At 72.7% G+C, this 20,799-nt stretch carries 18 protein-coding genes; 10 read left to right on the top strand and 8 right to left on the bottom strand.

Annotation, left to right across the window (positions count from 1 at the left end):
• Positions 1-86 precede the first annotated feature (86 nt).
• Both ACLF6P_RS24455 and ACLF6P_RS24450 read left to right on the top strand, forming a co-directional pair.
• Positions 87-452 carry a hypothetical protein gene (locus tag ACLF6P_RS24455; RefSeq protein WP_415952945.1) on the top strand — a complete coding sequence of 122 codons (366 nt, stop codon included), beginning with the start codon at positions 87-89 and terminating at the stop codon, positions 450-452.
• A gap of 134 nt (positions 453-586) precedes the next feature.
• Entirely contained in the window at positions 587-739 is a 153-nt protein-coding gene (locus ACLF6P_RS24450; protein WP_415952943.1) for a hypothetical protein, read from the top strand.
• 33 nt (positions 740-772) lie between these two features.
• Here ACLF6P_RS24450 and ACLF6P_RS24445 read toward each other — a convergent pair whose 3' ends face one another.
• Positions 773-3,859, bottom strand: coding sequence for an AfsR/SARP family transcriptional regulator (locus ACLF6P_RS24445; protein WP_415952942.1), 3,087 nt, complete (start codon positions 3,857-3,859; stop codon positions 773-775).
• 190 nt (positions 3,860-4,049) lie between these two features.
• Between ACLF6P_RS24445 and ACLF6P_RS24440 the strand changes: the two genes are divergently transcribed.
• Positions 4,050-5,990, top strand: coding sequence for a serine/threonine-protein kinase (locus tag ACLF6P_RS24440; RefSeq protein ID WP_415952971.1), 1,941 nt, complete (start codon positions 4,050-4,052; stop codon positions 5,988-5,990).
• 9 nt (positions 5,991-5,999) lie between these two features.
• Here ACLF6P_RS24440 and ACLF6P_RS24435 read toward each other — a convergent pair whose 3' ends face one another.
• Positions 6,000-6,890, bottom strand: coding sequence for a PhzF family phenazine biosynthesis protein (locus ACLF6P_RS24435; RefSeq protein WP_415952940.1), 891 nt, complete (start codon positions 6,888-6,890; stop codon positions 6,000-6,002).
• A gap of 21 nt (positions 6,891-6,911) precedes the next feature.
• Complete coding sequence (locus ACLF6P_RS24430; protein ID WP_415952938.1) at positions 6,912-7,952, bottom strand: LacI family DNA-binding transcriptional regulator; 1,041 nt, start codon at positions 7,950-7,952, stop codon at positions 6,912-6,914.
• A gap of 188 nt (positions 7,953-8,140) precedes the next feature.
• Between ACLF6P_RS24430 and ACLF6P_RS24425 the strand changes: the two genes are divergently transcribed.
• The 3 genes from ACLF6P_RS24425 (at position 8,141) to ACLF6P_RS24415 (ending at position 10,777) form a co-directional block, all read left to right on the top strand.
• The gene (locus ACLF6P_RS24425) at positions 8,141-9,097 is read left to right on the top strand and encodes an ROK family protein (protein WP_415952936.1); all 957 of its coding nucleotides are present in this window, start codon (positions 8,141-8,143) and stop codon (positions 9,095-9,097) included.
• 92 nt (positions 9,098-9,189) lie between these two features.
• The gene (locus tag ACLF6P_RS24420) at positions 9,190-9,651 is read left to right on the top strand and encodes a DUF3291 domain-containing protein (RefSeq protein WP_415952935.1); all 462 of its coding nucleotides are present in this window, start codon (positions 9,190-9,192) and stop codon (positions 9,649-9,651) included.
• An 88-nt stretch (positions 9,652-9,739) separates the two neighbouring features.
• A complete protein-coding gene (locus tag ACLF6P_RS24415) occupies positions 9,740-10,777 on the top strand; it encodes an NUDIX hydrolase (protein WP_415952934.1) in 1,038 nt (345 codons plus the stop codon).
• Positions 10,778-10,963: 186 nt separating this feature from the next.
• Here ACLF6P_RS24415 and ACLF6P_RS24410 read toward each other — a convergent pair whose 3' ends face one another.
• A complete protein-coding gene (locus tag ACLF6P_RS24410) occupies positions 10,964-12,337 on the bottom strand; it encodes a dipeptidase (RefSeq protein ID WP_415952933.1) in 1,374 nt (457 codons plus the stop codon).
• A gap of 308 nt (positions 12,338-12,645) precedes the next feature.
• On the opposite strand from ACLF6P_RS24410, the gene ACLF6P_RS24405 reads away from it, so the two are divergent.
• The 3 genes from ACLF6P_RS24405 to ACLF6P_RS24395 all read left to right on the top strand — a co-directional run bounded on the left by ACLF6P_RS24405 (position 12,646) and on the right by ACLF6P_RS24395 (position 15,939).
• The gene (locus ACLF6P_RS24405; protein WP_415952931.1) at positions 12,646-13,863 is read left to right on the top strand and encodes a geranylgeranyl reductase family protein; all 1,218 of its coding nucleotides are present in this window, start codon (positions 12,646-12,648) and stop codon (positions 13,861-13,863) included.
• A gap of 175 nt (positions 13,864-14,038) precedes the next feature.
• Positions 14,039-15,277 carry a sensor histidine kinase gene (locus ACLF6P_RS24400; RefSeq protein ID WP_415952929.1) on the top strand — a complete coding sequence of 413 codons (1,239 nt, stop codon included), beginning with the start codon at positions 14,039-14,041 and terminating at the stop codon, positions 15,275-15,277.
• Complete coding sequence (locus ACLF6P_RS24395) at positions 15,274-15,939, top strand: response regulator transcription factor (protein WP_415952928.1); 666 nt, start codon at positions 15,274-15,276, stop codon at positions 15,937-15,939. The genes ACLF6P_RS24400 and ACLF6P_RS24395 overlap by 4 nt, the downstream gene beginning before the upstream one ends.
• Positions 15,940-16,023: 84 nt before the next feature.
• On the opposite strand, the gene ACLF6P_RS24390 is transcribed toward ACLF6P_RS24395, so the two are convergent.
• The 4 genes from ACLF6P_RS24390 to ACLF6P_RS24375 form a co-directional block, all read right to left on the bottom strand.
• On the bottom strand, positions 16,024-16,767 hold the full coding sequence (locus tag ACLF6P_RS24390) for a maleylpyruvate isomerase family mycothiol-dependent enzyme (RefSeq protein ID WP_415952926.1): 744 nt from the start codon (positions 16,765-16,767) through the stop codon (positions 16,024-16,026).
• Positions 16,768-16,800: 33 nt separating this feature from the next.
• Positions 16,801-18,441, bottom strand: coding sequence for a sigma-70 family RNA polymerase sigma factor (locus ACLF6P_RS24385; protein ID WP_415952969.1), 1,641 nt, complete (start codon positions 18,439-18,441; stop codon positions 16,801-16,803).
• 170 nt (positions 18,442-18,611) lie between these two features.
• Positions 18,612-19,529 carry an amidohydrolase family protein gene (locus ACLF6P_RS24380; RefSeq protein ID WP_415952925.1) on the bottom strand — a complete coding sequence of 306 codons (918 nt, stop codon included), beginning with the start codon at positions 19,527-19,529 and terminating at the stop codon, positions 18,612-18,614.
• Positions 19,530-19,643: 114 nt separating this feature from the next.
• Positions 19,644-20,069, bottom strand: a complete 426-nt coding sequence (locus tag ACLF6P_RS24375) for a hypothetical protein (RefSeq protein WP_415952924.1) — start codon at positions 20,067-20,069, stop codon at positions 19,644-19,646.
• 24 nt (positions 20,070-20,093) lie between these two features.
• Here ACLF6P_RS24375 and ACLF6P_RS24370 point away from each other — a divergent pair, with 24 nt between their 5' ends.
• Complete coding sequence (locus ACLF6P_RS24370; RefSeq protein ID WP_415952923.1) at positions 20,094-20,744, top strand: alpha-ketoglutarate-dependent dioxygenase AlkB family protein; 651 nt, start codon at positions 20,094-20,096, stop codon at positions 20,742-20,744.
• Positions 20,745-20,799: the final 55 nt, after the last annotated feature.

Here is a 20,799-nt window from a genome sequence, read left to right as displayed (position 1 = left end):
GGAGCCGGCCAGGTCGCGCCGTGCCAGGACATCCCCGTCGCCCTCCCCTTCGGTCCCCCTTTCCGCCGGCTTTGAGGAGCAACAGCATGGACCATCGCTCCGCGGACGACGGCCGGCACGACGCCGAGCCGGTCCTCCCTCTCGAGGAACTTGCCGCCACCGAACAGTGGGCGGGCAGTGCCGCCGCCCCCTCCGCGTCCCGTGGTGTCCGCCCCGACGGGACGACGCATGTGGTCGAAGTGCAGTCGGTTTCCGGCATGCACACGGTGACCGGCATCGGTCCCCACGGCTCCGGCCCGCCCTCCGAAGCGGCGCGGGTGGAGCTTCGTTCGGCCGCCCTCGCGCTGCTCGACCTGATGGGACACGCGGACGGCGGGGCCCTGGTCGAGGTGGTGCTGACCGACCGGGGCCCCCAGGTGGTGTCCTGCACGACCGGTGTCGATGCCGAGTGACACAGCGCTCGCCCGGCGGGCGACGGTGCCGTTACCGGTTCCGCACCCCGGGCGGGAACAGACCGGGAACGCTTCGGGAATCGGTCCGAGCAATCTGTGGTCCACGAAGAGCGAACGACCACGGAGGAGAAACCATGGGACGCAAGGCCACCCGGCTCGCCGCACTGCTCACCGCCATCGTCGGCCTCTCGCTCGGTGCCCTGCAGGCCGTGCCCCAGCCGCAGGACGCGCGGACCGGCGGGATCGTGCTCGCGGAGGAGCGGGGACCCGCGGTCATCCGCCGGTGACCGTGCTGTCAGGGCCTGTCCGCCGGCCGGTCCTCAGCCGCGTCGGCGCCCCGGTTCCACGCCCACGGCGGCGAACCATTCCTCGGCCGTCCGACGGTGACGTCCCGCGGTCTCCGCGTCGCCCAGCACCAGAGCCGCATCGGCCATGCCCAGCAAGGCGTAGGCCTCGACCACCCGGTACTTCAGCGGCGCGGCTATCTCGTACGCCGCGGTGTGCGCGTCCAGCGCCGCCTCGTGCCGTCCCTGCCGGCTCAGCAGCCGGCCCAGCAGATTCTCGGCCTTGGCCGTACGCAGCGGAGAGACGGTCGCGTCGATCGACGGCCGCGCCTGCTCGGCGTACGCGGCCTCTCCGGCCCGGTCGCCCAGGTGATGCGCGGTCAGCGCGGACAGGGTCAGGGTGATCGCGGCCTGTCCGGGCTCATGGTGCTCCGAACACCGTGCGCGGGCGGCCGCAAGCCATCGGTCGGCCTCGTGGAACTCCTCCAGGCCGATGAGCGCCAGGGCGAGGTCCGTCAGTGCCACCCATTCGATCTCACCGTGGCCGAACCGCCGCGCGAGATCCAGGGCCCGGCTCGCGGCGTCCACGGCTTCCTCGTAGCGGCCCCACCGCTCGTAGAGCGCGCTGAGCAGGGTGAGGCATTCGGCCTCGTCCCGGGGTGATTCCAGTTCCCGTTCGGCGGCGACGGCCCGCTCCAGCCACTTCAGCGCGGTGGGGAACCGGCCGAGCAGGCTGTGGTATTGGCCGAGGACGCTCTCGCTGTGTGCCTCGGTCCGCCGATCGCCGAGTTCCCGGGCCACCTTCCAGCCTTCTTCGGCGACCTTGACACCCTCGGTGAGCTTGCCCAGCTTCCAGCAGGCGACGCTCAGGTTGGTCAGGCTCAGACCCACCAGCATGAGATCGCCGAGGCGACGCGCCGCGGCCACCGAGAGCCGGCCGAGTTCCGCGAACTCCTCCAGGTAGCCGTGGGCGTTGAGCCGGAAACTGAGATTGCGGACCAGCCAGACGGCATGCCGGTCGTGACCGCGTGCCAACGCGAGCGAGATGGCTGCGAACAGTGTGTTGTGCTCGCGCCGGAACCAGTCCTCGGCCTCCTCGGCACAGGCCATCGGGGGCAGTTCGGCCACGGGCCGGTCGAGACCGGTGGAGCGGTACCGCCAACCCGGAAAGCGTAAGCCGCAGGCCAGTTCCGTACTGCCGAGGTAGTAGTCGAGAAGATGGACGACGGCGGCTTCGTCCTGACCCTCCGCCGCTTCGTTCAGGCCCCGGGCGAAGCTGCGCACCAGATCGTGCAGGGAGTACACCCCGATGTCCGGCTGCTGGAGCAGATGAGCGTCCAGGAGGGTCTCCAGTATGTCCTCGGCTTCCTGCGCCTCGGTGCCGAGCAGCGCCCCTGCGGAATAGGTGTCGATCTCCTCGCCGGGGTGCAGCGCCAGACGGCGGAACGCGATCCGGCACCGCTCGTCGAGCACCTGGTACGACAGCCGCAGCGTGGCCGCGACGCTGCGCTCTCCCAGGGAGAGCTCCTCCATCCGGCGCGTCTCGTCGCGGAGCCGGTCGACGAGATAGCGCACCGTCCACCGCGGGCGCTTACGGAACTTGGCGGTGGCGATACGCAGCGCGAGCGGCAGGTAACCGCACAGCCGCGCCAGCTCCTCGGCGGCCTCCGGCTCGGCAGCCACCCGTTCGGCGCCCACGGTGTTCGCCACCAGTGCGGCGCTGTCCTGCCGCGCCATCATCCCGAGGGACAGCCAGGCCGCTCCGTCCAGATCGACCAGGCGCACCCGGCTGGTCACCAGGGTCAGACACCCCGGAGAGTCGGGCAGCAGCGGCACGACGTCCTTCACGTCCACCGCGTTGTCCAGCAGCAGAAGCACGCGTCTGCCCTCCAGCGTGGCCCGCCACAGGGCGGTGCGCCCCGGCAGGTCGTCCGGGAGCCGTTCGCCGGGGACGCCCATGGCCCGCAGCAACCTGCCGAGCGCGGTCATCGCCGGGACGGGCTGTTCCCCCGGTGTGTAGCCGCGCAGGTCGACATGGACCTGGCCATCGGGAAAGCCCGCCGCGAGCAGGTGCGCTGCCCGCACCGCCAGGGCGGTCTTGCCGCTGCCCCCCATTCCGTCGATCGCCACGATGGTGGTGGCCCGTGGGCAGGCCCCGTCGTCGGCCGCGCGGACCCAGCCGGTCAGCTGGCGCAGTTCGCCCTCCCTTCCGGTGAAGTCCGGCAGGTCACAAGGCAGGTCGCGGGGCTTCGCGGCGGGGGGCGGTTCCGGCCGGGCTCCCTGCGGGCTCGTCTGGGGACCCGGCGGGAGGAGTTCCGGGCTCTCCCGCAGGATGTCCTCGTAGACCTTGCTGAGCTGCGGGCCCGGATCGACGCCGAGTTCATCCGCGAGCAGGGTACGGACCGTGCGGTACTCCTCGAGCGCGTCGGCCTGTCGTCCCGTCCGGTACAGGGCCCGCATCAGCTGGCCCCGGAGGGTCTCCCGCATCGGGTGCAGTTCCACCAGTTCGCGAAGCGAGGAGACGAGGTCGCTGCCCTCACCGAGCGAGAGCCGCAGTTCGAAGGACTGCTCGTATGCCGCCAGTCTCCGTTCCTCCAGGGCCACCGTCGCCGCCTCGATGACCTGTCCGCCCTGGCCGGAGAGCACCGGGCCCCGCCACAGCGCCAGGGCCGAGCCGAGCAGCCCGACCGCCTCGACCGAGCGGTCCTGGCGGGCCGCTTCCTTGGCCGCCTTCGTCCGTGCGTCGAACTCGCTCAGGTCGAGTTGTGCGGGTCCCACCACCGCCCGGTAGCCGGGCCCGTCCGTCATCAGCGTCCGACTGCCTGCGGGGATACGTTTCCGCAAATCGGCGACGGCCTTACGGATCTGGTGGAAGGCGGTCGCGGGCGGCTCCTCGTCCCAGGCGGCGGCGACCAGGCGGGAGACGGGTATGACGCGGCCGGCCTCGAGGAGCAGGGCGACCAGCACACGCTCCTGAATCGCTCCGCCGAGCCGCAGACGCTCCTCGCCGTACCACCCCTCCAGCGGTCCGAGGACGTTGAAGCGCACCTGCGCCGCGGCCGGTTCCGTCGCTGCCGGTTCCGCCGCGGCCGGTTCCGTCGCGTGTGCGGTCCTCGGTTCCACTGAATCCCCCGTAGAGCAACCGAACCCGGCAGAGAGCAGACCTCGTACGCGGCGCGAGCATAGCCGACGCAGGAGGTGACAAAAAGACGAGGAACCTCCGGCTGCGCAGGACCGGGACCGCCACGCGAGGAGCACCCCGCTGCCCCGTACTCTGTACGCCAATTGAAGAGCGACGACGGACGGGGCAGTGGTGTCTTCGGGGGAAATAACGGGGGAGAACTCCGGCGAGGGGCGGGTGCTCGCGGGGCGGTACCGGATACTCGCGCGGCTCGGCCGCGGCGGCATGGGCGTCGTGTGGCGCGCGTACGACGAGGTGCTCGGGCGTGAGGTGGCGGTCAAGGAACTGCGTACCTATGCGGACGCCGCGGCACCGGAACTCTCCTCGCTGCGGCTGCGGATGCAGCGGGAGGCGAGGGCGGCGGCCCGGGTGCGTCATCCCGGAGTGGTCGCCGTGCACGATGTGGTGGAGGCCGAGGGCCGCCCGCTGATCGTCATGGAACTGATCGACGGCCCCTCGCTCGACACGGTGCTGCGTGAACGCGGCACGCTCGAGCCGCGCGAGGCGGCCGCGATCGGCGCCAAGGTGATGGGGGCGCTGGCCGCCGCGCACCGCGTCGGCGTGCTGCACCGCGACGTGAAGCCGGGCAACATCCTGCTCGCCGCGGACGGCCGGGTGCTGCTCACCGACTTCGGCATCGCGACCATGGAGGACCCCGGCGACGGCTCCGCCACCCATCTGACCCGCAGCGGCGAACTCGTCGGCTCGCTCGACTACTTGGCGCCCGAACGCGCCCAGGGCAACGACCCGGGGCCCGCCTCCGACATCTGGGCGCTCGGCGCGACGCTGTACGGAGCGGTCGAGGGCTCGGTGCCGTTCCGCCGTACGTCCACCTGGTCGACGCTGACCGCGATCGTGGTCGAGCCGCTGCCGGAGCCGGTACGGGCCGGTCCGCTCACCCCCGTCCTGCTGCAGCTGATGGCGAAGGACCCCCAGGGGCGTCCGGACGCGGAGAGCGCGGAGCGGCTGCTGCGGGCGGTCGCGGACGCGGCGCCCGGGGGCGCACCGGCGGCGGGAACGGGCGGCATGCCTGAGGGGCAGGGGTCCGGCGGCATGCCTGAGGGGCAGGTGCCCGCGGAAGGTTCCGCGCCGGATGCGGCTCCCGCGCCGCCCACGCCCGCCGAGGGCTCCGTACCGACCGAGCTGAGCCGTCCCGGCCCGGTGCCGCCGGGCTTCGGCCCGGCGGCCTGGCAACCGCAGCAGCCGCCACAGCAGCCTCACCCAGCACAGCAGCCTCAGCCACCACAGCAGTACGAGCCCGTCGTGGCCGCCACTGCTCCGGTGGGCACCGGGCCCGCGCCGCAGCAGCGCAGCAGAGGCCGCGCGGCCTTGGTGGCGGCCGCGGTCGTCGCCGTGATCGCGGCCGCGGGCGGCGGTTTCGTCCTCCTCGACGGCTTCGGTACGAAGGGGAGCTCGGCCTCGGACCGGAACGCCGCGGATTCCACCACGGAGTCGTCCGAGGACAAGGCGCCCACCACGGACGCCGCCTCGCCCGGCAACAGCAAGTCCCCCTCACCCGGCAAGTCCGAGGACGGCGGCACATCCGCACCGAAGGCCTCGGTCCCGGCGGGCGGTTCCGACGGCGGCACCACCTCGGGCTCGTCCTCGGGCGGCTCGGGCGGCTCGGACAGCGGCGGCTCCACGGGCGGTTCGAGCGGCGGTTCGACCACCGAGGGCTCCGGCTCCGGCGGTTCGTCCTCGGGCGGTTCCGACGGCGGCAGCACCACCAGCGGCGGCACGAGCGGCGGAAGTACGAACGAGGGAGGCACGAGCGGCGGCGGGGAGCCGGCGCCCGTCTGCGACTCGATCGGCGGCGGCAGGTACAACTGCCAGGTCTGGCGTACGGCCAAGTCCTACAAGCCCTCCGGCGCGGAGGCCGGAACCCTCTACGCGGGCACCAACTACTTCTACTGCCAGTCCAACCTGGGCCGCCGCGAGACCTACGGCGAGTGGACGAACGTCTGGTGGGCGAAGACCGACGACGACAGCAGGAACACCAACGTCTGGGTCAGCGTCGTGTACATCGAGGGCGGCGACAACGACTCGCCCGTACCGGGGCTGCCCGTCTGCTGAAGTCTGCCGTCACGCCCCGGGGCCCCGGTGGCGGTGTCCGTCACGGATCACCGCAAGCCCGCCGACCCGGGTCGTGATGCCCGCCGGTGTGCTGCGGGCCGAAGCGAGTACGGAGGCGGGCCGGCCGAGGCTGTCACCCTGCTCCACCTCGATCGCGAGCGTCCGCGCCCCTGACGCGTCGAGCAGGTGGGCGGCCAGACAGCCGGTGCTGTTGGCGTTGGCGACGTCCTCGTCGACACCGATCGCCGGCGCGAACATCCGCGCCGCGCCCGGCCGGCCGGCCACCGGCGGTACGTACACGAAACAGCCGAGGAGCCCGAACCGCCGGGAGGCCGCAGTCAGCCTGCCGAGATGGGGGCGGACCCGGAGCAGCGCCGACCGGTCGCGGACCGGCACCAGCATGCGGGGTGCGCCGGGCGAGGCGATCCGTGGCGCGCCCGCCGGATGCGCATCGTCGGCGGTGAGCCCGAGCGCGGCGACGACCGCCGCGCGCTCCCCGGCCGCCGGGTGACGCAGCGCGACGAGCCCCTGGTCGAACCACACCTCGATGCCGGCCGCGCGGCGGATCGCGAAGGTGTCGAAGGTGCGCCCGCCGGTGTGCTGGCGGTCGTTCAGCTCGCCACGGGCGGCACAGGCCAGCCGCACGGCCTGCGCGGCCACGGTGCCGTGGCCGCAGCCCGGCAGTTCGGCGGCGGCGGTGAAGAACCGGACCGGCCGGCCACCGTCCGGCGTCCGCTCCGCACCGAGGAACGCAGCATGCGAGGTACCGGCCGCGGCGGCGAGCGCACGCCGGTGCGCATCCGTCGCCGCGGGGTCGTCGTCGGCGACGGCCGTGGGACTGCCGCCCCGGCCGTCGCGCCGTACACACGCATCCACCACCGTGACACCCGGCCAGGACATCGATCCACCTCCGAAACGGGCCTACCCGGCGGGCGGCAGCTCGCCGGAGCCGCGCGCGATCAGGCGCGTGGCGAGTTCGAAGCGCTCGGGAGGCACGTCCTGATCGCCGTCGAGCCGCCGGAACAGGCACTTTGCCGCGGTCCGCCCGAGCGCCGCCGCGTCCTGGGCGATCACGGTCACCCCCGGATCCAGCAGATCCGCAAGCTCGAAGTCGTCGAAGCCGACGAGGGCGACCGGGCGGGATAGGCCCGCGAGGACCCGTACGACCGTGACGGTCACACGGTTGTTGCCCGCGAAGACGGCCGTCACCGGCTCGGGCCCGGACAGCATCGCCTCGGCCGCGCCGCGGACCCGCTCCGCATCGGTCGTGCCCAGCGCGAGCCATCCCTCGTCCACGGGCAGACCGGCCTCCTCCATCGCCGCGCGGTAGCCGCGCAGGCGCTCGCCGGCGGTGTGGATGCGCGGCTGGTCACCGATGAAGCCGATCCGCCGGTGGCCGTGTGCGATCAGGTGTGCGACGCCCGCCCGCGCCCCGCCGAAACTGTCGGAAAGTACGGTGTCCGCTTCGATCCGCCCCGCGGGCCGGTCCACGAACACCGTGGCCACCCCGGCCTTGATCTCCGGTTCCAGATAGCGGTGGTCCCCGCCGGCGGGAATCACCACGAGTCCGTCGACCCGGCGTGCGCACAGAGCAAGCACCAACTCCCGCTCGCGCTCCGGGTCCTCGGCGCTCGAACCGTTGATGAGCAGGGCCCCGTGCGCCCGCGCGACCTCCTCGACGGCGCGGCTGAGCGGCCCGTAGAACGGGTCGGCGAGATCCTCCAGTACGAGGCCGATGCTCGCGGTGCGGCCCTTGCGCAGCACCCGCGCACTGTCGTTGCGCCTGAAGCCCAGCGCCTCGATGGCCTCCTGGACCCGCCGCTCGGTGTCGGGGGTCACGCCCGGCTCGCCGTTGACGACCCGGGAGACCGTCTTGAGCCCGACTCCCGCCCGTGCCGCCACGTCCTTCATCGTGGGCCGGTTGCCGTAGCGGCTCTCGGTCCCCCTGGCTGTCTGCGCCACGTATGCCGTCCTGTTCTCAGGGTGTGGCGTCGAGCATAGAGCCTAGACAACGTTGTCATCCCGGGAGAGACTGTCGACCTGACTCCGCGACCCGGAGAATCTGCCTCCCGGGCCTCGCCGAGCCCCAGGGGATGCCGGTCGGAGCGACCTCCGCCGGACACCCCACTCACCGACCGGGAGCCGACCCCATGCAGAAAGACCTCGTCACCGCGCTCGACATCGGCGGCACCAAGATCGCCGGTGCCCTCGTGGACGGTGACGGCCGGATCCTCGTGCGCGCGCAGCGCCCGACGCCCGCCCGGGAGGACGGCGAGACGGTCCTTGGCGCCGTCGGGCAGGTGCTCGCCGAGCTCGCCGCCGCGCCCCGCTGGGCACGGGTGCGGGCCGTGGGGATCGGCAGCGCGGGACCGGTGGACGCCGCGCGGGGCACGGTCAGCCCCGTCAACATCCCCGGCTGGCGCGCCTATCCACTGGTCGAGCGGGTGCGCGGGATCACCGGCGGCCTGCCCGTCGAGCTGATCGGCGACGGTGTCGCCATCACGGCGGCCGAACACTGGCAGGGCGCGGCACGGGGCCACGACAACGCGCTGTGCATGGTTGTCTCCACCGGAGTGGGCGGCGGCCTCGTCCTCGGCGGCAGACTGCACCCGGGACCGACCGGCAACGCCGGCCACATCGGGCACATGAGCGTGGACCTGGACGGCGATCCCTGCCCGTGCGGTTCGCGCGGCTGCGTCGAACGGATCGCCGGCGGCCCCGGCATCGCCCGCCGCGCCCTGGACGGCGGCTGGGTGCCGGGCGCTGACGGCGACACCTCGGCGGCGGCCGTGGCCGCGGCGGCCCGGGCCGGGGACCCGGTCGCACAGGCCTCCTTCACGCGGGCGGCGCAGGCGCTCGCCGCCGCGATCGCGGCGACGGCCGGGCTGGTCGAGGTGGAGATCGCCGTGCTCGGCGGGGGAGTGGCGAAGGCCGGAGACGTGCTGTTCACGCCGCTGCGCCGGGCCCTGCGCGACTACGCCACGCTCTCCTTCGTGCAGAACCTGACCGTCGCACCCGCGATGACCGGCACCGACGCGGGCCTCATCGGCGCGGCGGCCGCGGCGCTCGCCGGCGGGGCACGGGTGGAGGAGGGGGCACCCGCGTGAGGCGGACGCGCGTCCCTTACGCGCACCTGCGGCGATCTCACTTCTCGGAAACCCGGTGAGACATCGCCCCGACGGTGCTTAGGGTGCCGGGCATGACCGACTCCGCCGCGTACGAACTCGCCCAGGTGAACATAGGACGTCTCCGAGCCCCGCTGGACTCAGCGCAGTTGAAGGATTTCGCCGAAGGGCTCGAACCCGTCAACGCCGATGCCGACAAGGCCGAGGGCTTCGTCTGGCGGCTGCAGGACGACTACGGTGACGCGACCGGATTCCGCATCCTCGACGAGCCCGACCTCCTGGTCAATCTGTCGGTATGGCGCGATATCGACACCCTGACCGCCTACATCTACTCCGGCCGGCACCGCGAACTGCTGCGGCGGCGCCGGGAGTTCTTCCACCGGCTCGACGAGATCGTGACCGCCCTGTGGTGGGTGCCGGTCGGCCACCGCCCGTCCGTCGACGAGGCCGGGGAACGCCTCCTGCACCTGCGGGAACACGGCCCGACCCAGCGGGCCTTCTCCCTGCGCGCCTCGTTCCCGCCGCCCGCGGACTGAGCCGGGCGCCGGGCGCCGGTGAGCCGGCGGGGTTACGTGGCAGGGTGGAGCGGGCAAGCCTCAGGGGGCCAACAGAAGAGGGGGAACCGTGATCGTCTGGGTCAACGGCGCGTTCGGTGCGGGAAAGACCACCACCTCCCGTGAACTGCTGGACCTGATCCCGAACAGCACGCTCTTCGACCCCGAGGTCATCGGCGGCGCGCTGCCCAGGCTGCTGCCGCCCAAGCATCTGGCCGAGGTGGACGACTACCAGGACCTCGCCCTGTGGCGCCGCCTCGTCGTGGACACCGCCGCCGCGCTGCTCGCCGAGGTGGGCGGTGTCCTGATCGTCCCGATGACGCTGCTGCGCCAGGAGTACCGCGACGAGATCTTCGGCGGCCTCGCCTCCCGGCGCATCCCCGTGCGCCATGTGCTGCTCGCCCCGGCGGAAACGATCCTGCGCGCGCGGATCGCCGGAGGCGAGGTCTCCGACACCCCCGACGGCGAACCACGCCTGCGGCAATGGTCGTCGGAGCACATCGCCCCCTACCGCACCGCACTCGGCACCTGGCTCACCGCCGACGCCCACCTCGTCGACACGAGCGCCCTGACACCGCGCGAGGCAGCCGAACGGATCGCGGAGGCGGTACGCACGGGGGAGGCCGGAGTGAGCGAGATCGTGCAGACACCCGAGCCCTCCGCGGAGACCCTCGCCGCCGGTGTCCTGCTCTTCGACGAGGAGGACCGGGTCCTGCTCGTCGACCCCACGTACAAGGCGGGCTGGGAGTTCCCGGGCGGCGTCGTGGAGCCGGGCGAGTCGCCGGTGGCCGGCGGGATCCGTGAGGTCGAGGAGGAGACCGGGATGCGGCTGACCGGTACGCCACGCCTCCTTGTGATCGACTGGGAGCCGCCGCGGCCGCCCGGCTACGGCGGGATGCGGCTGCTGTTCGACGGCGGCAGGATCCCCGCCGACTCCGCCGAGCACGCCCTGCTGCCCGGCCCCGAGCTGCGCGCCTGCCGGTTCGTGACGGAGACGGAGGCCGCCTTGCTGCTGCCCCCGGTGCGCTACGAGCGGCTCCGGTGGGCCCTGCGGGCGCGCGAGCGCGGGGCGCCGCTGTACCTGGAGGCCGGAACGCCTGTCGGATAGGGGGTGTCCGGCGTCGTTTCGGTGCCGAGGCTCTGCTCCATGGAACGTCTCCCTCGCCTGCATCCACTGTGCTCCGGCCGGCCCCCGGGATCAAACCCGGGCCGCCGAACGCGGATGGTCCCACTCCCCGGCAAGGGAGCGGGACCGTGCAGGCGAGACCGGGCCCAGGGCCGCGAGACCGGGAGGTCAGGCCTTCGAAGCCGCGTAGTTCTGCAGGAACAGCGCTTCCGTGACCGACAGCTGCCGCAGCTCGTCCGGCGAGACCGACTCGTTCGGCGCATGGATCTGCGCCTCCGGCTCGCTCAGCCCGATCAGCAGGATCTCGGCCTGCGGGTACAGCGCGTCCAGAGTGTTGCACAGCGGGATCGAGCCGCCCTGCCCCGCGTACTGCATCTCCTGACCCGGGTACGCGACGGCCATCGCCTCGGCCATCGCCTGGTACGCGGGCGAGGCGACATCGGCGCGGAACGGCTGGCCCTGCCCGATCTGCTCCGTGCGCACCCGCGCACCCCACGGCGCGTGCCCCTCGATGTGCGCGCGCAGCAGCTTGGTGGCCTCGGCGGCATCCGTGCCCGGCGGCACCCGCAGGCTGACCAGAGCGCGGGCGCCGGCCTGCACGGACGGGGTGGCGCCCATGATCGGCGGGCAGTCGATGCCGAGGACGGTCAGGGCGGGACGGGCCCAGATACGGTCGGCGACCGTGCCGGAGCCGGTCAGCTCCACCCCGTCGATGACCTTGGCATCGGCGCGGAAGTCGTCCTCCGGGTACTGCAGGCCTTCCCAGGTCTGTGCGCCGTCCAGGCCGTCGACGGTGGTCGAGCCGTCCTCGGCGCGCAGCGAGTCGAGGATGCGGATCAGCGCACCCAGCGCATCGGGGGCGGCGCCGCCGAACTGGCCCGAGTGCAGGTTCCCGGCCAGCGTGTCGACCTCGACGCGCACCAGGGTCATGCCGCGCAGCGTGGAGGTCACGGTCGGCAGGCCGACGCGGAAGTTGCCGCTGTCGCCGATGATGACGGCGTCCGAGGCGAGCAGCTCGGGGTGGGCCTCGGCATAGCGCTCCAGACCGCCCGTGCCCTGCTCCTCGGAGCCCTCGGCGATGAACTTCACCGAGACCGGGATGCCGCCGTTCTCCTTGAGCGCCCGCAGCGCGAGCAGGTGCATGATCACACCGCCCTTGCAGTCCGCGGCGCCGCGCCCGTACCAGCGGCCGTCGCGCTCGGTGAGCTCGAACGGCGGGGTGACCCAGGCCTGTTCGTCCAGCGGCGGCTGTACGTCGTAGTGCGCGTACAGCAGGACGGTCGGCGCGCCCTCGGGGCCGGGCAGCAGGCCGTACACGGACTGGGTGCCGTCGGGGGTGTCGAGCAGCGCCACATCCGTGAACCCCTCGGCACGCAGAGCCTCGGCGACCCAGTTCGCCGCGCCCTCGCTCTCGCTCTTCGGGAACTGCTCGAAATCCGCCACCGACCGGTACGCCACCAGCTCGGCCAGCTCCTGCCGCGCCCGCGGCATCAGTTCGGCGACGGATTCGGCGATCCGGTCCTGCGGCGTGTTCGGCGACATGAGCACCCTCCTGAAGGCTGCGACGTTGTTCGGGTGTGCGGTGGTCACGGTCGTCCCAACCCGCGGTGGTCCGGACGCGCGGTGATACACGTGTGCGGGCGGTGTGCGCAGGGCTGCGCAGTGCAGAAGATCGCGCGCGGACCGCGAGCCGATTTTCGCACAGGCGGCAGACGGGACTTTCGGGGCGCCCCGTGGGTTGCGACCGTGCGACAGGGGCCCCGTCGCACGGCCGTAGGATGCCACCGAAGAGCAGCCGAAGAGCAGCCGAAGAGCAGTCACAGACAGCCGGATCGGAGCAGCAGTCCATCGTGAGCAGCGAGAACGCGGAGCGAAACGTCTCGGAGGACACCCCCGCGGTATGGGACGTCGTCGTGGTGGGCGCGGGACCCGCCGGAGCCTCGGCCGCCCATGCGGCAGCCGTCGCAGGACGGAGTGTGCTGCTTCTGGAGAAGGCCGATCTGCCGCGCTACAAGACCTGCGGCGGCGGCATCATCGGCCCCTCGCGCGATGCCCTGCCGCCCGGGTTCGAACTGCCGCTCAGGGACCGGGTGTACGCGGTGACCTTCTCCCTCGACGGAAGGCTGGCGCGCACCCGCCGCTCGCAACGGATGCTGTTCGGACTGATCAACCGCCCCGAGTTCGATCAGCGACTGGTCGAGTCCGCACAGAAGGCGGGCGCCGAGCTGCGCACGGGCGTCACCGTCTCCCGCGTCGAGCAGCACGGCCCCGAGGTGCCCGACCGGCGCACGGTCGCGGTGGTCCTCGCGGGCGGCGAGCGGGTCCTGGCACGCGCGGTCGTCGGCGCGGACGGCAGCGCGAGCCGCATAGGGGCCCACGTGGGCGTTCGGCTCGACCAGGTCGACCTCGGCCTGGAGGCCGAGATCCCGGTGCCGCCGAGCGTCGCCGAGGATTGGAAGGGCCGCGTCCTCATCGACTGGGGTCCGCTGCCCGGAAGCTACGGATGGGTCTTCCCCAAGGGCGACACCCTCACCGTCGGGGTGATCGCGGCCCGCGGCGAGGGCGCGGCGACCAAGCGCTACCTCGACGACTTCATCGGCCGTCTCGGCCTCGCCGGTTTCGAGCCCGCCGTCTCCTCGGGCCATCTCACCCGCTGCCGCACCGAGGACTCGCCGCTCTCGCGCGGCCGCGTCCTGGTCTGTGGTGACGCGGCGGGGCTGCTCGAACCGTGGACCCGCGAGGGCATCTCGTACGCGCTGCGGTCGGGGCGGCTTGCGGGGGAGTGGGCGGTGCGGATCGCCGAGGCGCAGGACGCGGTGGACGCCCGCCGGCAGGCCCTCAACTATGCCTTCGCCGTCAAGGCGGGGCTCGGCATCGAGATGAACATGGGCCGCCGGGTGCTCACGTTCTTCGAGCGCCGCCCGGGTGTGCTGCACGCGGCGCTCACCGGCTTCCGGCCCGCCTGGAACGCCTTCGTCCGGATCGTGCAGGGCTCCACCTCACTGGCCGAGATCGTGCGGACGCATCCCATGGCGCGGCGGGCGGTCAGTGCCGTCGACCGTCCTTGAGCCCACTGGTCGTCCTTGAGCCCATCGACCGTCCTCGACTCCATGCACCGGCCTTGACGCCATCAGCCGTGCCCGACGTCATCGACGCCCGTGAAGCGTGTACTGCACCGGGAGCAGTCCCACGCACCTCCCACGGCTGACGTCGGCGCACGTCCGCGGCGTCTAGCGTGGCGGCATGGACGAGCAGCAGCGCACCGGCCGCCCGACGCGTACCCGGAGCGGACCGCCGTGGCGGCACGGCCCGCCCGGGCCGTGGAAGTGGGCGGCGCGCGGCGGGCTGCCCTGGGTGTCCACGCTTCTGGTCACGGTGTTCGTGCAGTTCGGCAGCAGCTTCGCCGCCCAGGAACAGACCGACTACCGGGCCGACCTCGACGTTTTCGCCCGCCTTCTGCTCCTGGCCGGCACCTCGCTGCTGCTCCTGCGCAACAGTCACCCGGTGGCGGTGGTCTTCGGGGCCGCCGCGAGCACCATGGTCTACCTCGGCGCCGGCTATCCGTACGGGCCTGTCTTCCTCCCCGTCGCCCTCGCGCTCTTCGCCGCCGTCGTGGCGGGCCACCGGCGGGCCGCGTGGGCGGCGATCGGGCTCCTGTGGCTCGGGCATCTGCTGGTTGCCCACTGGCTGTACCGATGGCTGCCGCCCTCCGACGATTCGGCGGCCGACTGGAGCGGTGAACTGGTCGTCGCCGCCTGGGTGGTGGCGATCCTCGCCGTGGCCGAACTCGCCCGGATCCGCCGCGAGCAGTGGGCTCGGGAGCGCGCGGAACGGGCCGAGGCGGCCCGGCGCAGAGCGGACGAGGAGAGGCTGCGGATCGCCCGCGAACTGCACGACGTACTGGCCCACTCCATCTCGGTGATCAACGTCCAGGCGGGTGTCGGACTCGCCCTGCTCGACTCCGACCCCGAGCAGGCCCGTACCGCGCTGACCACCATCAAATCCGCCAGCAAGGAAGCACTCGGCGAGGTGCGCCAGGTCCTCGAATCCCTGCGGGCGCCCGGAGACGCGCCCCGCGCGCCCGCCCCGGGCCTCGACCGGCTGTCCGAACTCGTCCAGCAGGCGGCGAGCGCGGGGCTCACCGTCGAGGTGACCCGCATGGGCGAGGCGGCCCCGCTCGCACCGAGCGCGGACCTCGCGGCCTTCCGCATCGTCCAGGAAGCCCTGACCAACGTCGTACGGCACTCCGGCTCGCGCCGGGCCCGCGTCACGATCGCGTACGGGCCGCGGGAGCTGGAACTGCGTATCGACGACGAGGGGCCCGCGAGCCACGCCGACGCGGGCGGCAGCGGCAACGGTCTTGCCGGAATGCGAGAGCGCGCGGCCGCCCTCGGTGGCACGATCGATGCTGGTCCGTGCCCGGACGGCGGTTTTGGGGTGCGGGCGCTGATTCCGCTGCGTTCCAAGGAGACCTCGCGATGATCCGGGTGCTGCTCGCCGACGACCAGTCCCTCGTCCGGGCCGGCTTCAAGGCCCTGCTCGACGCCCAGAGCGACATCGAGGTGGCGGGCGAGGCCGCCGACGGCGAACAGGCGCTGCGGCAGGTGCGTGAACTGCGCCCGGACGTGGTCCTGATGGACATCCGGATGCCGCTGCTCGACGGCCTCGCCGCCACCCGCCGCATCACCGGGGACGAGGAACTCGCCGCGGTGAAGGTCATCATGCTGACGACGTTCGAACTCGACGAGTACGTCTTCGAGGCGATCCGCTCGGGCGCTTCGGGATTCCTGGTCAAGGACACCGAACCGGAGGAGCTGCTGCGTGCGGTACGGGCGGTCGTGGACGGCGACGCGCTCCTGTCACCGGGTGTGACACGGCGCCTCATCGCCGAGTTCGCGGCCCGCTCCAAGCAGCCCGCGAGCGAGCAGAGCCTCGCCGAACTCACCGAGCGTGAACGCGAGGTGATGGCCCTGGTCGGCATCGGTCTCTCCAACGAGGAGATCGCCCGCCGCCTCGTCGTCTCCCCGCTCACCGCGAAGACCCACGTCAGCCGCACGATGGTCAAACTCCACGCCCGTGACCGCGCCCAACTCGTCGTACTCGCCTACGAGTCGGGCCTGGTGCGACCCGGCTGGCTGGGCTGAGGATCCCTGTGGGCCCTGTGCGGGGGCCTCGCGGACCGGCGCCCCGACCAGTGCCGACCAGTGCCCCGACCGGCACGCCCCCGGTCAGCGCCAGACGATCGCGGAGGTCTCCCGCCACAGGCGGGCCACCGACGGATCCCCGGTCAGGTGCGGGACGGGCGCCCGGTTCCACAGGGCCGCGTACAGGGCGGCTGCGGTTCCGCTGATCTCGCAGTCCGCCTCGCCCTCGCTCCTCCCGCGCGTGGTCACCGGCGGCTGCTCGGAGATCCGTACGGTCCACACCGCGTCCACATCGCTCGCCCGAACACGCAGCACCTTCGGCTCCTCGCTGCGCACCCGGCTCTTCTCCCGGGCGTGGAAGGCGCAGAGCAGTTCGTCGATGCCGTCGACCGCGAAATCGGGAGCGAGGGCGGCAGGCTCGATGGACCGGAGCGCCGACTCGGAGTCGATCCGGTGCATCGCCGTCTCATGCGCCTGGCGCCGCGCCCAGAACGCCCGCGCCGAGGGGGCGGGCAGGAAGGACCAGCACGCCAGATCATCCGGCGCCTGTTCCAGGGCCGCAACGAGCAGACCGTGCCCTTCACGGAACCAGTCGATCAGCTCCTTCCCGTCAAGCTCGGGCTCCCCGGCGGCCTGCCGGAATTCCCCGCGCCCCTCGGCCACGAACGCGGTGGCCCACCGGTGCACCGTCCCGGTGTGCCGTACGAGATCACGCACCTGCCAGCCGGGACAGGTGGAAACGGCCGCGTCGGTGCCCGCGGCCTCGGCGTTGGCCGCAAGCAGCAGGCCGTCCCCGCGCAGGGCTGCGATGTGCGTGTCGATGTCCATGGTCCGGGATCATATGGGCCGATCGTCGGCCGGTCACCAGCCGAACATCTGCGTCCACGTCCAGTCGCTCGTCACCACGCCCAACCCCATGGTCTTCAGGCCGCAGTTGAGGATGTTCTTGCGATGCCCCTCGGAGTTCATCCACGCGTTCATCACACTCTGTGCCGAGCGCTGCCCGCGGGCGATGTTCTCGGCACCCGCGTTGTCGACGCCCTGCGCCGCGGCACGCTCGGTGAACGTGCGGCCGTCCTGGCTCGTGTGGCTGAAGTAGTCGTTCGCCGACATGTCCTCGCTGTGCAGCAGCGCGGCCTTCGAAAGACGGCCGTCCAGCGTCACCGGGGAACAACCCGTCTTCGCCCGCTCGGAGTTGACGAGCGCGAGCACCTGCTCGGCGTGGGTGCCGCCCGGATCGGCGGGCGGCTTCGGGGGAGCGGGCGGGGTGGTCTCCGGCTTCGTCCGGGTGGGCCGCGGCTCGGACGTGCTCGGTTCCGGATCCGCCGTACGGGAGGGCTTCCTGCTCGCGGAGGGCTTCGGGGATTCGGATGCGGAGGCGGACGCGTCGGCCGAGGCGACAGGGGCGGAGGAGGTGCTCTCCGCCGCGCTCGGGCGCTCGGCTTCGCTCGCCGTGGAAGCCTGCACACGGTCGCTCTCGGCATCGGGTGTGAGCAGATCGATGCCCACGGCGGTCACCCCGGTCAGGAGCAGGACGACCGCGGCCGCGGTGGCGGTCGTACGACGTCGTTTCCGCAGCCGCTGTCGCCGTCCCTCGACACGGCTGGGGCCGCTCGGCGCGGCGTCGGTACGCAGGATGTCCCTGTCGGGCAGGTCGTGCGCCCCGGGCGGCGCCGCGGCGAAGGCCACCGTCTGCGCGGCCGGCTCCCCGTACAGGCCGAGCGCGGCGAGTACGCCGGCCGTCGAGCCGGCGAGCAGCGGCACCAGACCGAAACCGACCAGCAGGCCCTCGGCCGGCCACAGATCGGCCGTATGCGGCGCGCAGTTCCCGCACTGGCGTATGTGCCGGGCTATGCGCTTGCGCCACAGCCCGGACGGCACCCCGTCCCAGATCCCCAGCACGGCCCCGAGCCCGGGGCAGCGGGGGGCGGCGAGCACGCGCACGATGGTCCGCGCGGTCTCCAGCTGCCCCTTCATCCGCTGCACCCGCACCGCCGCATGCTGCTCGGTGACCTCCAGGGCGGCCGCCAGCTCGGCGCGGGTCAACTCGCCCGCCGCCTCCAGCCACCACAGCGCGAGCAGCTCACGGTCGTCCTCCTCCAGCCAGCGCGTCGCCTCCGCCACCTCACGGCGCTGACCTTCCAGGCCCAGACGGACAATCGTGAGATTCACGAAATCGCCGGAGGGGTCGGGCAGATCGGAGTCCTCGTGTGCCCCGAGCCCTTTGGGCGCCGACCGGCGTGCCTGGTGGTGACCGCGGATCTGGTTCATCGCGATCGCCACGAGCCAGGAGCGGAAACGCTGCGGATCCTGCAGCCCTCCGATCCCGCGCAGCGCACGCAGCATCGTGTCCTGCACGACGTCGTCCACATCGGCATGGCCGTTCAGGGCCCGGCCCACGATGCTGTACACCAACGGCAGATACGCGGTGACCAGCTCGCCCCGCGCCCGCTCGTCACCGTGCTGCGCCGCGCGTACCAGCGCGCCGCCGTCTCGGCTCATCCCCACGTGTGTCCACTCTCCCTCTCGCTCGCCGCCTCACCGGGCCGGCACAGGGGAGACCGGGAGGACGCCGGCGGATAACAGGAATCGCGCAACTTTCGCGCGAGCAGGCGCGGGGGTACAAGGGTTCAGAGGTGTGGGATGTGCCTCGTGCGGCCGCCCGGGCAGGCTCAGGGACGGTCCGCCGACGCGATCCGGCGCACGGCGGGCGAGTCGGCGAACAGCCGCGCGGCGTTGTCGAAGCAGACCGCGCGCAGCCACTCGTCCCCGAGCCCGAGCGCCGCGAGAGCCTCCAGGGCGTGCGGATACGGGTACGGGATGTTCGGGAAGTCCGTGCCGAGCAGGATGCGGTCCCCGTGGTCGGCCAGCCGGGGAAGGAGCGCGGGCGGGAAGGGCGCGAGGAGTTCGGTGAAGTCGGTGAACACCATGGTCGTGTCGAGGTGGACGTGCTCGAAGCGGTCGGCGAGGTCCAGGAACTCGGCGTACTCCGGTGTGCCCAGATGCGCGACGATCAGCGGCAGCCGCGGATGGCGGGCGAGCACCGAGGAGATGGGGCCGGGCCCGGTGTGCTTGCCGGGTACGGGGCCGGATCCGCAGTGCGTCACGACGGGGGTGCCGGAGTCCGCCAGCATCCCCCAGACCTCGTCCAGGAGCGGATCCGCCGGATCGTAGGCCCCGACCTGCAGATGTGCCTTGAAGACCTGCGCGCCCGCCTCCAGCGCCTCGCGGACCTGGTCCGCGGCGCCGGGCTCGGGGAAGAAGGTGGCCGTGTGCAGACAGTCCGGGGTGCGCGCGGCGAAGTCGGCGGCCCATCCGTTCAGCCACGCGGCCATGCCGGGCTTGTGCGGATACAGCATGGCGGTGAACGCCCGCACCCCGAAGCTCCGCAGCCGCCGCAGCCGCTCCTCCTCCGCGCTGCGATAGGTGATCGGCCAGTCGACACCGGTCATCGGGCCGACCGCGTCGAAGTACGCCCAGACCTTGTCGAGCACCTGCTTGGGCATGAAGTGCGTATGCACGTCGATCAGCCCCGGCACCCCGAGACCGCGCCGGAACTCGCCCACGGCCTCGGCTTCCCGAGCCGCCACTGCAGCTGCCCCTTCCGCCGCAACCCGTGTCGCTTCCTGTGCTGCCTCCGACGCCGGCTCCGCCGCTGGTGTGTTCATCGGTTCATCGGCCACGTCCGCCATTGTGGCCGACGGTCAGGACGGCGGACGCGGTCGCATCCGAAGGGGCCGAAGGCCGACGGGCGGCCGACGGGCGGCCGACGGGCCTCGGACGAGCCGCAACCGGTCCGCCACCACCCTGCCCGCGCGCAGCACTGTGCGGTCAGAGGGCCGGTCCATCACGGCGGAGGCGACGGTGTCGCCCGCGACGAGCACCAGATCGGCGGCATCGCCCGCCTCCACGCCCGGCCGGTCGGCCGTCGAGGCGAGGCGCGGCAGCGCGGGGTCGAGGATCGAGTGGCCACCACGGCTGGCCACGGCCCAGGCGTGCTCGATGAGGCACCTCGCGACGAGCACGGCGAACATCGCGGAGCGCCGGCGCAGCGCGGGCATCGACCGACCGGGCGGCGCGGCCGCGTCCGTAACCTCGATACGCGGCCGAAGGCCGTGACCTCGGTGCATGGCCGAAGACCGTAACCTCGATGTATGGACGAGCTGTTCGCGCGCCCCCGCCGCACTCTCACCCCCGGCGCCGTACACCTGCCCGACTGGCTCGGCCCTGCGGAGCAGCACACCCTGCTCGCCCGCTGCCGCGACTGGGCACGCCCGCCCGCGGGCCTGCGCGAGGTCACCACGCCTGGCGGCGGGCGCATGTCGGTTCGCCAGTTCGGACTCGGCTGGCACTGGTTCCCGTACGGCTACGCCCGCACCGCCGTGGACGGCGACGGCGCCCCCGTGAAGCCGATGCCGCCGCTGCTCGTCGACCTCGCCCGGCGCACCGCGACAGCCGCCCTCGGCGAGGACTTCTCCCGGGCCCCGTACGACATCGCCCTGATCAACTTCTACGATGCCGCGGCCCGGATGGGCATGCACCGCGACCAGGACGAGAAGTCCCTTGCCCCGGTCGTCTCCCTCAGCCTCGGCGACACCTGCGTCTTCCGCTTCGGCAACACCGAGACCCGCACGAAACCGTACGAGGATGTGGAGCTGCGCAGCGGCGACGCGTTCGTCTTCGGCGGTCCGGCACGGCTCGCCCATCACGGCGTGCCGAAGGTGCGCCCGGGCACGGCGCCCCCGGAGCTGGGGCTCGTCGGCCGTGTCAACATCACCCTGCGGGTCAGCGGCCTGGCCGGATAGTGCCCCGGCCCGGGGGCCACCGGCCGGACGACTCCTGAGCAGGCTCTCGGCGGAT

This window comes from Streptomyces lothianensis, from assembly GCF_047779955.1.
GTDB lineage: Bacteria > Actinomycetota > Actinomycetes > Streptomycetales > Streptomycetaceae > Streptomyces.
The sequence above is the reverse complement of the archived record's forward strand: the minus strand, read 5'-3'. Positions and strand labels throughout refer to the sequence as shown.

Coding starts and splice junctions, on each gene's coding strand:
- ACLF6P_RS24455 (WP_415952945.1), top strand. CDS start 87: ATGGACCATCGCTCCGCGGACGACGGCCGGCACGACGCCGAGCCGGTC.
- ACLF6P_RS24450 (WP_415952943.1), top strand. CDS start 587: ATGGGACGCAAGGCCACCCGGCTCGCCGCACTGCTCACCGCCATCGTC.
- ACLF6P_RS24435 (WP_415952940.1), bottom strand. CDS start 6,890: ATGTCCTGGCCGGGTGTCACGGTGGTGGATGCGTGTGTACGGCGCGAC.
- ACLF6P_RS24425 (WP_415952936.1), top strand. CDS start 8,141: ATGCAGAAAGACCTCGTCACCGCGCTCGACATCGGCGGCACCAAGATC.
- ACLF6P_RS24420 (WP_415952935.1), top strand. CDS start 9,190: ATGACCGACTCCGCCGCGTACGAACTCGCCCAGGTGAACATAGGACGT.
- ACLF6P_RS24410 (WP_415952933.1), bottom strand. CDS start 12,337: ATGTCGCCGAACACGCCGCAGGACCGGATCGCCGAATCCGTCGCCGAA.
- ACLF6P_RS24400 (WP_415952929.1), top strand. CDS start 14,039: ATGGACGAGCAGCAGCGCACCGGCCGCCCGACGCGTACCCGGAGCGGA.
- ACLF6P_RS24395 (WP_415952928.1), top strand. CDS start 15,274: ATGATCCGGGTGCTGCTCGCCGACGACCAGTCCCTCGTCCGGGCCGGC.
- ACLF6P_RS24390 (WP_415952926.1), bottom strand. CDS start 16,767: ATGGACATCGACACGCACATCGCAGCCCTGCGCGGGGACGGCCTGCTG.
- ACLF6P_RS24385 (WP_415952969.1), bottom strand. CDS start 18,441: ATGAGCCGAGACGGCGGCGCGCTGGTACGCGCGGCGCAGCACGGTGAC.
- ACLF6P_RS24375 (WP_415952924.1), bottom strand. CDS start 20,069: ATGCACCGAGGTCACGGCCTTCGGCCGCGTATCGAGGTTACGGACGCG.
- ACLF6P_RS24370 (WP_415952923.1), top strand. CDS start 20,094: ATGGACGAGCTGTTCGCGCGCCCCCGCCGCACTCTCACCCCCGGCGCC.